The organism is Agrobacterium sp. SORGH_AS 787, from assembly GCF_030819035.1.
In the GTDB taxonomy this organism is placed as follows: domain Bacteria; phylum Pseudomonadota; class Alphaproteobacteria; order Rhizobiales; family Rhizobiaceae; genus Agrobacterium; species Agrobacterium larrymoorei_B.
Map to the genome: position 1 here is coordinate 2,399,917 of NZ_JAUTBG010000002.1, position 12,545 is coordinate 2,412,461.

The 12,545-nt window shown below is 57.9% G+C and carries 10 protein-coding genes and 1 pseudogene; 3 read left to right on the forward strand and 8 right to left on the reverse strand.

The features are described from left to right. Nucleotides 1-57 precede the first annotated feature (57 nt). The 3 genes and pseudogenes from QE435_RS20925 (at nucleotide 58) to QE435_RS20935 (ending at nucleotide 2,819) form a co-directional block, all read left to right on the forward strand. Entirely contained in the window at nucleotides 58-1,074 is a 1,017-nt protein-coding gene (locus tag QE435_RS20925; RefSeq protein ID WP_309771054.1) for an NADP-dependent oxidoreductase, read from the forward strand. Nucleotides 1,075-1,214: 140 nt separating this feature from the next. Next, nucleotides 1,215-2,249, forward strand: coding sequence for a GlxA family transcriptional regulator (locus QE435_RS20930; protein ID WP_349042539.1), 1,035 nt, complete (start codon nucleotides 1,215-1,217; stop codon nucleotides 2,247-2,249). A gap of 54 nt (nucleotides 2,250-2,303) precedes the next feature. Continuing rightward, a pseudogene (locus QE435_RS20935) lies at nucleotides 2,304-2,819 on the forward strand (peroxiredoxin). A 466-nt stretch (nucleotides 2,820-3,285) separates the two neighbouring features. On the opposite strand, the gene QE435_RS20940 reads toward QE435_RS20935, so the two are convergent. From QE435_RS20940 to QE435_RS20975, 8 genes are all read right to left on the reverse strand, one after another. After that, complete coding sequence (locus QE435_RS20940; protein ID WP_349042540.1) at nucleotides 3,286-5,067, reverse strand: chloride channel protein; 1,782 nt, start codon at nucleotides 5,065-5,067, stop codon at nucleotides 3,286-3,288. An 18-nt stretch (nucleotides 5,068-5,085) separates the two neighbouring features. Further along, entirely contained in the window at nucleotides 5,086-5,916 is an 831-nt protein-coding gene (locus tag QE435_RS20945) for an MBL fold metallo-hydrolase (protein WP_349042541.1), read from the reverse strand. Nucleotides 5,917-5,919: 3 nt separating this feature from the next. Further along, nucleotides 5,920-6,702 (reverse strand): TatD family hydrolase, encoded by a 783-nt coding sequence (locus QE435_RS20950; RefSeq protein WP_349042542.1) that lies wholly within the window; start codon nucleotides 6,700-6,702, stop codon nucleotides 5,920-5,922. Nucleotides 6,703-6,710: 8 nt separating this feature from the next. Further along, nucleotides 6,711-8,261, reverse strand: coding sequence for a methionine--tRNA ligase (gene metG, locus QE435_RS20955; protein WP_349042543.1), 1,551 nt, complete (start codon nucleotides 8,259-8,261; stop codon nucleotides 6,711-6,713). A gap of 96 nt (nucleotides 8,262-8,357) precedes the next feature. Beyond that, nucleotides 8,358-9,383 carry a DNA polymerase III subunit delta' gene (locus tag QE435_RS20960; RefSeq protein WP_309771063.1) on the reverse strand — a complete coding sequence of 342 codons (1,026 nt, stop codon included), beginning with the start codon at nucleotides 9,381-9,383 and terminating at the stop codon, nucleotides 8,358-8,360. Beyond that, complete coding sequence (gene tmk / locus QE435_RS20965; RefSeq protein ID WP_349042544.1) at nucleotides 9,380-10,048, reverse strand: dTMP kinase; 669 nt, start codon at nucleotides 10,046-10,048, stop codon at nucleotides 9,380-9,382. The genes QE435_RS20960 and tmk overlap by 4 nt, the downstream gene beginning before the upstream one ends. Nucleotides 10,049-10,157: 109 nt before the next feature. Beyond that, nucleotides 10,158-11,330 (reverse strand): D-alanyl-D-alanine carboxypeptidase family protein, encoded by a 1,173-nt coding sequence (locus QE435_RS20970; RefSeq protein ID WP_349042545.1) that lies wholly within the window; start codon nucleotides 11,328-11,330, stop codon nucleotides 10,158-10,160. Between the two features lie 110 nt (nucleotides 11,331-11,440). Next, a complete protein-coding gene (locus QE435_RS20975) occupies nucleotides 11,441-12,496 on the reverse strand; it encodes a septal ring lytic transglycosylase RlpA family protein (RefSeq protein WP_309771066.1) in 1,056 nt (351 codons plus the stop codon). Between the last annotated feature and the right edge of the window lie 49 nt (nucleotides 12,497-12,545).

Sequence of the window (12,545 nt, forward strand, 5' to 3'; positions counted from 1 at the left end):
CTTGGAAATGCAGCAAGGGTTCCTAGATAAGTCTGACCCCTGAAAGAGGAGCATCAGATGACTTCTGCACGCCGCATCGTTCTTGCAAGCAGGCCCGTTGGCCAACCAGGACCTGAGAATTTCCGCGTCGAGGAGTTCGAACTGCCGGAGGCAGGAGAGGGCGACGTCACCCTTAAGGCTCTCTATCTCTCGCTTGACCCTTACATGCGTGGTCGCATGAGCGACGCGAAATCCTATGCAGCACCCGTGCCTGTGGGCGGTGTCATGGAGGGAGAGGCGATCTCAGAGGTCGTGAAATCCAGACATAACGATTTTTCACCCGGCGATATCGTGCGCGGCAGAACAGGCTGGAGCAGCCATGCCGTTGTCAACGGCGACCAACTCCGCCATGTCGAAACCCACGGCGCGCCGATCACAACTTCGCTCGGCGCGCTCGGCATGCCGGGATTTACCGCATGGTCGGGACTGAAATTTATCGGCCAGCCAAAAGCAGGGGAAACGGTAGTCGTCGCCGCAGCGTCGGGACCGGTCGGCTCCATGGTCGGCCAGCTTGCAAAACTTGCCGGCGCCCGCGCCGTCGGTATTGCTGGCGGCAAGGAAAAATGCGCGTACGTCAAGAATGAACTCGGGTTCGACGCCGTGGTCGACCACCGATCGGACAGCTTTGCAACGGACCTTCAGGCCGCTTGCCCCAAGGGTATTGATGTCTATTTCGAGAATGTAGGCGGTCATGTCTGGGACGGCGTACTGCCGCTCCTCAACCAGTTCGCCCGCGTGCCGGTCTGCGGGCTCGTCGCGCATTACAATGGCGCCGGCATTGGTGACAAGGATCGCCTCCCAGCCACAATGTCGACGATCCTTCGCCAGAGCGTTCTTGTGCGGGGCTTCATCCAGATCGAATTCGCCAAAGACCATTTCAATGAGTTTCTAGCCGAGATCGGTCCTCGTCTCGCAGCTGGCGAAATCCATTACCGCGAAGACATCGTCGATGGTCTCGAGAAGGCACCCGAAGCTTTTACCGCGATGCTTTCCGGCGGCAATTTCGGCAAGCTGCTCGTCAAGATCACGGAATGATGGCCCTGGCTTTACACCGTTCGCCTGAGCCCGCGGCGCCAGAGAACCCTCGGCCTGACACATAAGTGGGCCTCGCAAGAGATCACTATTTGCTTGCGCAGGCCTTCGGGGTCATGTGACAAGACTCCGGAGGACCAGACATGAAGCACCTCCGGAATCGTCAGGATAGTTCGCCAGCAAAGCGGTTGAAGGTCGGCTTCGTTCTGGCCAAATCCTTTACGCTGTCGCCATTTGCGCTGTTCATCGATACGCTGCGGCTGGCCAGCGACGAGACCGATCATTCCGGCCGAGTCTTTGCCGACTGGCATGTTCTGGGCAGCACCAGACATCTCATCACCTCAAGCTGCGGTGTCCAGATCGCGCCGACGAGCGATTTCATCGACCCTTCCAACTTTGATTACATCGTCGTGGTGGGCGGCCTCTTGCGCGTGCCGGAACCCGTCGATCACGCCACCATGACCTTCCTGAAATCTGCTGCCGCCAAGGGCGTGAGGATGATCGGCGTATGCACCGGCTCCTTCATCCTCGCGGAAGCAGGGCTGCTTGACGGCCACGAAGTCTGCGTCAGCTGGCTTCACTACCAGGCATTCCAGGAGCGCTTCCCGCATCTCGTCGTGCGGCCCGATCGCCTGTTCCATCTTAAGGGCCGGAGAGGATCTTGCGCCGGCGGCAGCAGTTCCGCGGATCTGGCAAACGTCATCGTCGAGCGTCACATCGGCCGAAACGCTGCCCGCAATGCATTGGAGGTCCTCCAGATGGAGCGGGTGCGAAGCTCGAACGCGCCGCAATCCCGTCAGCCCTTGAAGCTGCAAGTCAAGGAGCCGCGTGTTCTCGCCTCGCTGATCACGATGGAGCAGCACCTATCGGGTGACATCAACACCGAGAAGCTTGCTAAATCCGTTGGTCTCTCCCGCAGACAATTGGAACGTCTCTTCGAGATAACAATCGGCATGCCACCTGCATCAGCATACCGCCAACTGCGCCTCGAACGGGCCTTTGAGCTGTTGACAAATACGGACCGCGAGATCACCGAGGTCGCCTTCGACGTCGGATACGTCAATCCCTCGCATTTCACCAAGTCGTTCAAGCTGGCGTTTGGCGAAACGCCTTCAAGCGCCAGGGCGAGGCGAGGGGTCGAAGGCAAGGGGCAGGGTGAGGCAAGCGAAATAAGCTAGGCTGAACATTCACACTCTCCGGTGTATCAAGGGAAGAAAAGCGACGAGGCTGAGATGACTGAATTCGGGAATGTCGGTCCGCTGGGGATTGGAGATGATGAAGGCGTAGCTCAACGTTTGCTTGGCATGGGGGCGTCCCGGGCATTCAATTAAAAGCAACGGATGGAACGTCTGTCGATCTACGAGGTCCGGGGCTGTCTGTGATATACGCTTACCCACGAACAAGCGCTCCTGGAGTGGAGACAATTGAAGGATGGATGCAATTCCCGGGGCAAGAGGATGCACGCCACAATCTTGCGCTTTCCGCGACCATTTCGCGGAATTGAGAGAACTCGGAGCGAGCCGTCTGTGCGGCTTCACTTGCCGTTTCAACTACTTTCTGACCAGTCACTTCTTCTCACGTCAGCTCTTGGTCTACCAACATTCCAAGCCGGAGGCATGACTTTACTGAGAAGGCTCACAATGATCATTAGGTCCGGCACTATCGAACACGTCTTCTATCCCGTGCATCCGCCAGAGAGAAACGCAGATGCGGTGGCATGCTGGTTGAGGGCCAATTACGCCTCCTGAAGAGATAGTGACCGTAAGTGCCAGACGTTCTAACTCTTGCAAATGGCCAGATGGAGCGTCAGCTAAATCTCGCCCGATCAAGCATTTCGATAGTGAGTGTGAGGCCATGCTCAAGCGCAGCGTGTGGATTCGACCAAGCTAACCGCTATGCCGCATCTCGGCAGTAATCACCATTTTAATCCGAGAAGACTTGGTCGATGAACTTGGTGCGCGGATCTGTCGGAAAATGGAAAAGGCATGACGCCCAAGCCTCCCAGGGATGATGTCACAGGGCGTCCCACCATGCGAGAGCTGCCAATCTCACGCCATTCATCCATGTCGATTTGGGAGTAGGTGCGTACCCAAGTCAAACATCATTATTGCCCCCAATTAGACACATCCTAAGATCGCATAATATAGATTATGGAACTAAAACGAATGATTGGGGCGGCGATCCGAAGGTTCTCCCGTACGACGCTGATCCCACTCAAATCTCGCCAGAGGCCTCGCGACGTCGCATCTCCAGTTCTTCGCTGTAGCGTCGCAGCGTATGGCTCTCGGTCAGAAGCCCAACCGGCCGGTTCTCCACCTTGTCGTTGACGACGGCCAGTGCTTCGCTTTCGGTATTGTCGAAGGCTGCAGCGGCTTGGCGGGCGTTCATGGTCGGCAGCAGCACGTCGTTCTTGTAATGGAGATATGTCTCAAGGCCGATCTTGGAAGCGTCGCGTTCCATCGGATCGGCATAGATTTCCGGCACGAGAATGATGCCGGCGTAGCGGCCGTCGTCATGGGTCATGATAACGCGTTGGGTTGAGCCGAGCGGAAACTTTTCCTTGAAGGCTTCAAGGCCCATGCTGAGATTGGCTTTGCGGATATCGGCACGCATCATCTTGCCGACGGTCAGATCGCGGATCCAGCCGATGTCATGGGCGCTGCGGATGCTTTCTCCGCGCAAGTGAAAACGCCACGTTGCGAAGGAATAGCCGAAGGTGGTGCGCACCACGAGCGACGTGGTGATAACGGCGGCCAGCACAAGCGCCGTGATCTGGAAGTCGCCGGTCAACTCCAGGGCAAGAAAGGTCATGGTCAAAGGGCCACCGATAATGGCCGCAGCAAAGGCACTCATGCCGATCACGGCGTAGACGACCGGTTGCGTGGCGCCATAACCGATGTGTGGCGCACAGATCGCAAAAATCTTGCCGAGCAGCGAGCCCATGAACAGCGAAGCAAAGAACAGGCCCCCACGAAAACTGGAGCCGATGGAGACCGCACTGGCGGTTGCCTTGAGCAGAAACAATCCCAGAAGCCCAAAAAGCGTGATATCCGCGTCGAGGTTGAGATGCAAAGCACCGTGCCCGCTGGAAAGCACCTGCGGTGAAATCAAGGCCAGCGCGCCGACGACGAGGCCGCCAAGTGTGGGGCGAAGCCAGAGTGGTATCGCGCTTTTGCGCGCCGTCTCCTCGATAAAGGATACGGCCTGCATGAGAACGATACCGATGCCTGCGCAGACGACGCCGAGAAAGGTGGCAGGCACATAATCCGACGGTGTTACCGCACCGGAGCCGATCACGTCGATATTGATGCCATGATACGACACCAAGCCCGCAACGATGTTCGCCACCAGCGCTGAAACGATCAGGGGTGCAAGCGTGACAATCGTATAGGTACCAATGATCAACTCGATAGCGTAGAAGGTGCCTGTCAACGGCGCGTTGAAGGCGGCGGCAATCGCGCCGGCAGCCCCGCATCCGACAAGGATACGCATGTCCCCTCGCCTCAGCTTCAGATTGAGACCGAGCTTCGATGCGACGCCGCTCGCGACCTGCGTATAGCCAGCCTCCAGCCCCACGGAGGCGCCAAAGCCATTGGAGACAATGTTCTGCACGCAGACAATGATGCTATCGGTCAGAGAAAGGCGTCCACCATGCAGCGCATTGGCTTCGATCGGGTCGACCATCGGCTTCTTGCGTGTTCGCGACAGGATGAAGAGAATAAGGCCGAGAACCACGCCTCCGAGGACTGGCCCCGTCAGCACGATCCAACCCGTGAGATTGCTGCTGCTGAGCCTCTCGACACCGAAGACAATGACGTGAAGAGCCGTGCTGAGTGCGCCGATCAGAGCAACGAGGAGACCTGCGGCAGCACCGACGAGAATTGCCAGGACGACAAGTGCAAGTTCACCACGGCGGAAGAGAGCACGCAGACGTCCGCTGCGAATATTGTCGAAAAAGCTCGCCATGCTGGGGGCGCGGAAAGGCTTGATCGACATTGCATTCCTCTATGACAGCTACAGGCGCTCATCCGCCAGTTCCACCTCGAAACGCATCTGATCGTAGCCGGGTTCGACATGGTCTGGCGTTTCCCGCAAGACGGTGTCGTAATCCAGTGGCGTGTGCATATGCGTCAAGATAGCGTGCTTTGCCCCGAGTTTCTCGATCCAATCGAGCGACTGCTCAAGCGAAAGATGGCTGGGGTGATAGCGATACTGCAATGTGTCGATGACGATCGTGTCGAGATTTTGGAGTTTTGCCACGGATTCGAGCGGAAAATCACTGACATCGGTGCAGTAGGCCACATCACCGATGCGAAAGCCGAGCGAAACGATATCTCCATGTTGCTGCAAATGCGGCATGATGCGCAGCCGACCACCCTCGCCTTCGATAACGATGTCCTGATCCAGATTCTCGATCAGATGGGGTTTGACGATCGGCGGATAATTGCTGCCGACTGGTGTCTCCACACAGTAAGGAAAACCGTCGTGAATGCGCTTCATGGTCTCCGGCTCAGCATAGACCGGTATCCGGCTTCCAGAGGTGATGAAGTAACCGCGCAGGTCATCTATGCCGTGTAAATGATCGGCGTGATGGTGCGTGTAAAGCACCGCGTCGATCGTCTTAACGCCGGCAGCAATCATCTGTTCGCGGAAATCCGGACCGGTATCGACAACGACCGTTGTTACGCCGCCATCCGGCGCGATCTGCTCGATCAGAAAGGCCGCGCGGGTACGTCTGTTTTTCGGATTGGTCGGGTCGCAGGCGCCCCAGTCTCCGTTGATGCGCGGAACGCCGGGAGAAGAGGAGCAGCCAAGAATGGTAAAGCGACGCCGATACAATGCCAAAGATCAGACCTTCGTCATTTTCGAAAAACAGCGGAAAGCATTGTCCGTCGTGATCTCGGCCATCTTTTCGTAAGACACGCCGTGAACATCGGCCAGCACCTCAGCCGTGTTGATGATGTAGGATGGCTCGTTGCGCTTCCCACGCCAGCGCTTCGGCGCGAGATAGGGCGCATCCGTTTCCACCAACAGGCGGTCTAGTGGAACGGTCGCAGCGATATCACGGATGTCTTGCGATTTCGGAAAGGTCAAAATGCCGGAGAATGAAACGTAGCCGCCCATTTCCACGCCAGCCTTCGCCAGTTCCGGTCCGGCAGAGAAGCAGTGCAGAATAAAGGGAAAGGCTCCCTTCCCGCTTTCTTCGCGCAGGATTGCGATCATATCATCATCGGCGCTGCGGCTGTGAATAACGAGCGGAAGCTGGGTGATCCGTGCCGCTTCGATGTGACGTCGCAGACCGGTTTTCTGGTCTTCCGGCTTCTGCGTATCGTAGAAGTAATCCAGACCCGCCTCGCCGATCGCTACGATCTTGTCGTGGCTGTTGGCAAGCCGTACGAGGTCATCAGCCGAAATATCCAGTTCCTCGTCTGCATTGTTCGGATGCGTACCGACCGAGCAGAAAACCGACGGGTATCTCTCGACGATCTTCAACAGTTCCGGCAAGCGCCGAACACGGGTCGAGATCGTCACCATCTGGGCGACGCCGGACGCATGGGCGCGCGCGATGATGTCGTCGCGCTCGGCATCGAAATCGGCAAAGTCCAGATGGCAATGGGTGTCGATCAGCATGCTCTACTTTACGCCTCCGGCGCCACGTAACGCGGAAAGACCGGTTTCGGCGCCTCAAGCGGCGTGCCGGGCACCAGTCGGCCAGCTTCTCCAAGTGCCGCAAAGTCCCGCTTGTCGGCGGGTGCAGCAACCAAGTCGAGAAGCTTTTCGCAGGAGGCTGGCATGAAGGGCTGCAGCAAAATGCCGATCTGGCGCACGACTTCCGCCGTCACATAAAGCACGGTGCCCATGCGCTCCGCATCGGTTTTCTTCAGCGCCCATGGTTCCTGGCTGGCGAAGTAGCGGTCCGTCTCGGAAACGACGGCGATAATCGAGGCCAGCGCCTTGTGGATCATCTGCTTGTTCATTTCGTCGCGGCAGCTTGCCAGAAGCGCGTCGGCAGCAGCAAGCATGGCCTTGTCTTCGTCCGTGAAGGCGCCCGGTGTGGGGATCTGCCCGTCGCAGTTCTTGACGATCATCGAAAGCGAGCGGCTGGCGAGGTTGCCGATACCGTTGGCGAGATCGGCGTTGATGCGGGTGGCAATCCCCTCCTCGCTATAGCTGCCATCCTGGCCGAAGGAGACCTCGCGCAGGAAGAAATAGCGCACCTGATCGAGCCCGAAGTGGTTCACCAGATTGACCGGATCGACCACATTACCGAGCGATTTCGACATCTTCTCGCCCTTGTTGAGCAGGAAGCCATGCGCATAGACCCGCTTTGGCAGCGGCAGACCGGCACTCATCAGGAAGGCTGGCCAGTAGACGGCGTGGAAGCGAATAATATCCTTGCCAATGATGTGCACATCAGCTGGCCAGTATTTTGCCCGCGGGCCATTTTTGTCTTCGATGTAGCCGGTCGCGGTAATGTAGTTGGTCAGCGCATCCACCCACACGTACATCACATGCTTCGGATCGTCCGGCACCTTGATGCCCCAATCGAAGGTCGTGCGCGAAACGGAAAGATCTTTGAGACCCGATTTGACGAAGGAGATGATTTCATTGCGGCGCTCGGCCGGACCAATGAAATCGGGATTCTCTTCGTAGTGCTTCAAAAGCTTGTCCTGGTACTCGGAGAGCTTGAAGAAGTAGCTTTCCTCCTCGACCCACTCCACCGGCGTGCCCTGCGGCCCGTAGCGAACGCCATCGGCACGCACGTCTGTCTCGTCCTCAGCGTAATAGGCCTCGTCGCGGACGGAGTACCAGCCAGCATAGCTATCCTTGTAGATGTCACCGGCTGACGACATCAGGTTCCAGATATTGCGCGATGTCTCGTGGTGACGCTCTTCCGTGGTACGGATGAAATCGTCATTGGAGGCATTCAGCAGCTTGCCCATCTCGCGAAACTGGTCGGAATTGCGCTGCGCCAGTTCCTCCGGAGAAATGCCTTCCGCACGCGCCGTCTGCTGCATTTTCTGGCCGTGCTCGTCAGTACCCGTCAGAAAGAAGACATCCCGCCCATCCAGACGCTGAAACCGCGCCATGGCATCCGTCGCGATCAGCTCATAGGCATGGCCGATATGCGGCTTGCCATTGGGGTAGGAAATCGCGGTGGTGATGTAGAAAGGGGTCTTGTCTGTCATGACGCTCGATCGGCTTTACGGTCTGATTTTTGAGATAGACCGCTTTAGCCTATTGTTCGCGCAAGCGAAAGCAAAAGCGGTCGATTTTATCGGGGATCAAACCGAACGCATATCTTCCAGAATGGAGAGCACCATCTGCTTCTTGTCGAGATTATACGCCTGCGCAATGGTGATACGCTCGGACAGCGAGGAGGACAGTCGGGCTTGGCGTTCGGCGCCCTTCAGATCCCCCGCGATCGCTGCGGATTTGGCGCGATGCATCAACTCCTCAGTCGCGTGCTCCATGAAGAAACCGAGGATGATATCGCCATCCTTCTGCGCAAGAACATCGGCCAGCTTGTGCATCTGCTTGCGCGCAGAAGGTCCCTCAGCGCTCATCACGGCGTTGAACACATCGACGATGTCCGAACCGCCATAATTGACGAGCTTCAGCGCCTGGGCCACGCTTCCTTTAGAGGCTTGCAGCAGGGCCGCCCTCTTCTCCCCCGCAACCGAAAGCCCCAGATTCTCGAGCGCATTTTCCATCGCGCTGTCAGCCAAAGGCTGGAGACGCAGCGGCATGCAGCGCGATCGTATGGTCGGCAGAAGCTTGCCGGGCGCGTGCGACAGAACCAGAAACATTGCCCGCTTCGGCGGCTCTTCCAGTATTTTTAAGATCGCATTGGCAGCGTTGCGATTGAGATCGTCCGCCGGGTCGATGATCACGATCCGCCAGTTACCGGTACCCGACGTCTGCGAGAAGAAGTGCCCTGCCCGCCTCACCTCATCAACCGTGATGGCTGACTTGGTTTTCCCTGTTTTCTCGTCAACCGGTCGCGTCAGGTGCAGCAGATTGTGCGAGGCGCCGGATGATATCTGGCGGCTGACGAAAGACGAGGGTTCAGGATCGGCAATTTGGTCCGGTGCCACAGCCGGATCGGGATGCGACAGAACGTGATTGGCAAAGCGAAAGGCAAGCGTTGCTTTGCCGATTCCCTCTGGCCCCTCGATCAGGATGGCATGATGCCCCTTGCCCGAGCGATAGGACTGCGCCAGAAACTGCTCTGCTTCTTCATGGCCAAAAAGGCGCGTATTGTCCTGCGGTGCAATCGCACCATCGAGAACGCCCGGTGTCTCACTCATTGCGCCACATCCGAAAGGTGTTCAAAACGCTCAAGGAGTGGCTCGACCATCGCCAGAACGTCTTCCGTCACCCTCTCCTGCGGCTGCTTGGCATCCACGATGCGGCAACGGCGGGGCTCGTTCAGCGCAATGTCGAGATAGGCTTCGCGCCGCTTTTCATGCGTCTCCAACTCTTCCTTCTCGAAGCGATCGGGTGCCGCACCATCATCGGCACGCTTCCGCGCGCGCGCCAGACCATCCACAGCGGGAATATCGAAGATCAGCGTCAGATCGGGCATCGTGCCGTCCACCGCAATGCGCTGCAGCGTTTCGATGAACTCCGGCTCCAAATTTCCAGTCGTGCCCTGATAGACGCGCGATGAATCGAGAAATCGGTCGCAGAGAACCACAGCACCGCTCTCGAGTGCCGGACGGATCACCTCTTCCACATGGTCGTTACGGGCTGCGGCAAACAACATCGCTTCCATGCGCACGCCAAAAGCCTCTGCAGCACCCGAGAGCAGCACGTGACGAATGGCTTCAGCCCCTGGCGAACCGCCTGGCTCGCGTGTCACGACGACTTCAAGCCCGCGGCTGCGCAGCGTTTCCGCCAGAATACGGATCTGCGTGGATTTGCCAGCGCCCTCACCGCCTTCGAAGCTTATGAACAGTCCTTTTTGGGGCAATGTCTCTTCCTGATAGTCTCGTCTCTTGCTTCTTATTAGACGATATCGATGGGGTGCGAAACCGCTTGCTGACCGCTGCACATCCTTTTCAGGCGGGCGGCAGGCTCTTTCAGAGCCAGAAAAACAACAGCTCTTTCAAAGCACCGGCCGCGTTCTGGCTGAGCGTGCCGGGCGCGACGGCCGCGGTCGTGTAAAGAGGCACTTCCCGCAGCAATCTCTCGCCGGAGAATATGCGAAGCGTCGCGGCGTTATACCCTGCATCGAGAGGCGCATTGAGCGGCCATTTGTAGACGATGCGGCCCGACAGCCGATCAGGGTTGTTGAGTGGCACAAGCACGCTCACCGTCTCATGCACCGCAAGATCGATTGCTGAAGCCGCACCGCCGTAAACGCTCACGCTGCCGACGGTCTCGTCCTTTTGAAACAGCTCGCGCTTTTGAAAGGCCGTCAGCCCCCACTCGACGACGCGACGGGCCTCTTCCTGCCGCGTTTTGTCGTCTTCCATCCCGGCCAGCGTCAGGTAGATACGGCGACCGTCTCTTTCGGCAGAAACAACGGCGGAATAACCGTGGCCCTCGGCAAAACCGAGCCCCAGACCATCGATGCCGAGATCAGGCGCAAGAAGCGTGTTCTTGTTGCGTTGGAAGATGCGGTTCCACTCGAAATCCGGCTTGGTAAAGAGGCCGTAGCGATCCGGATAGGTCTCACGAATGTGCTTGGCCAGCATGACCATGTCTTTGGCAGTCGTTGTGTTGGCCGGGTCAGGAAGCCCGGTGGAGTTGGCAAAGACGCTTCCCGTCAACCCAAGCGCTTTCGCGCGGTCCGTCATCGCCTTGGCAAAGGCCGTGTCGGAGCCGCTTATGCCTTCCGCCAGAATGATGCAGCCATCATTGGCGTTTTGCACCACCACGCCCGTCAGAAGATCATTGACGCTCACGGAGGATTTTAGCGCGGCAAACATGGTGGAGGTTCGGGAGGGAGCGCCACCCGTTCGCCAGGCATATTCTGACACAGGATAGGCCGTCTCTGGCGAGACGCGACCATTCTTCAGCGCATCGAAAACGGTTTCCACCGTCATCAGCTTGGCAAGAGACGCAGGCGGAAACGGCGTGGTCTCATTCAGCGATAGCAGAACCGTGCCGGTCTCGGCATCGATCATATAGGCCTGCTGTGCCTTGACGACGAGACCACCGGATTGCGCGGACGCAGTCGCTGCGCTGCAGGCCAGCACCAGCGCAGCGAAGCTGAAACGACGGATGATTTTCGGTATCAAAGTCACCATGAAACGCCGGCCCGCCGTCTGTTTGCTACTTCACGCCTGCCGGACGATCCGAAAAATGGAATCGTCGTTGGATACAGCGATTATGGGCCACAAGGCCGTCGAGACAAAGCTCAACGGACCTTGTTCTGCTTGTTCTTCACGTAGTTCAGAATGGACTCTTCCGTCAGCTCGCCATGGTCGACAAGGACGGCATCGAAAACCTGAGCAGCTTTGGATGCTGGCGCAGCTTCGGAATAGGCAGAAGCGTAGCGTGGCGATGGGCCTGGAACGCGAAGGAAGTTGCCTTCAGGACGCTCGTTGATGAAGGGGCCAATCTCTGGAAGCGCAATGAACTGAACATTGCCTTGCCCTCCGAAAGAAGCAGGTGCCGGACCTTCTACCAGCGGCATGGCCTGAAGCGCATTGTTCTTTTTCGTGCCAACCAGCGCGGTCTGCGCCGAGCCACCATAGGCAGGGTTGGATGGAATCGGAATGTTTCGCTGCGATGCGGAAGCCACCATCACGCCGCTTGCAATCTGACCTTCAGGATTGACGCCAGGAGCGCGCGATCCCTTGGGGATGTAAGACGCCATCAGGAATGGCATGTCGTGACCATCGAGCGGCGCGCGACCGACATACTGCACCCGTACATTGGCAGTGCCGGTGCCCTTCATGTCGAGAAGATCGGCAGTCTTGCTGGACACGTCGATCAGACGACCCTCATGGAATGGACCGCGATCGTTGACGCGAACGACAACGGATGAACCATTTTCAAGATTGGTGACGCGGGCATAGCTCGGAAGCGGGAATGTCGGGTGAGCGGCGGAAAGATGTTCCTTGTCGTAAGCCTCACCATTGGCCGTCATGCGACCATGGAAAGCAGATCCGTACCAGGAGGCCAGACCGGTCTTGTCGTAGCCTGGATCTTCCTTCGGGAAATACCGACGGCCTTTGACCGTATAAGCATTGCCCACGAGGAACCGGCCACCGCCCTTGGGGACGTTGGCACCTTCTGCGATACGCGGACTTGCCTTCACGCCATATTCCGACTCGGCGAAATATTCCTTGCTGCGCTTTGGCTTCGTTTTTGTTTCCGACGTCGTCGAACATGATGCGGTCGCGGCACAGAGAACGGCAATGCCGACCCATTTGACGCTGACGCCAATCTTCGTAACGGTAGACTTCAAATTTCTGCCCCGTGCTGCTTCAGACCGCACCTGTGCACGGCCCCTCTCA

Coding starts and splice junctions, on each gene's coding strand:
- QE435_RS20925 (WP_309771054.1), top strand. CDS start 58: ATGACTTCTGCACGCCGCATCGTTCTTGCAAGCAGGCCCGTTGGCCAA.
- QE435_RS20930 (WP_349042539.1), top strand. CDS start 1,215: ATGAAGCACCTCCGGAATCGTCAGGATAGTTCGCCAGCAAAGCGGTTG.
- QE435_RS20940 (WP_349042540.1), bottom strand. CDS start 5,067: ATGTCGATCAAGCCTTTCCGCGCCCCCAGCATGGCGAGCTTTTTCGAC.
- QE435_RS20950 (WP_349042542.1), bottom strand. CDS start 6,702: ATGCTGATCGACACCCATTGCCATCTGGACTTTGCCGATTTCGATGCC.
- metG (WP_349042543.1), bottom strand. CDS start 8,261: ATGACAGACAAGACCCCTTTCTACATCACCACCGCGATTTCCTACCCC.
- QE435_RS20960 (WP_309771063.1), bottom strand. CDS start 9,383: ATGAGTGAGACACCGGGCGTTCTCGATGGTGCGATTGCACCGCAGGAC.
- QE435_RS20970 (WP_349042545.1), bottom strand. CDS start 11,330: ATGGTGACTTTGATACCGAAAATCATCCGTCGTTTCAGCTTCGCTGCG.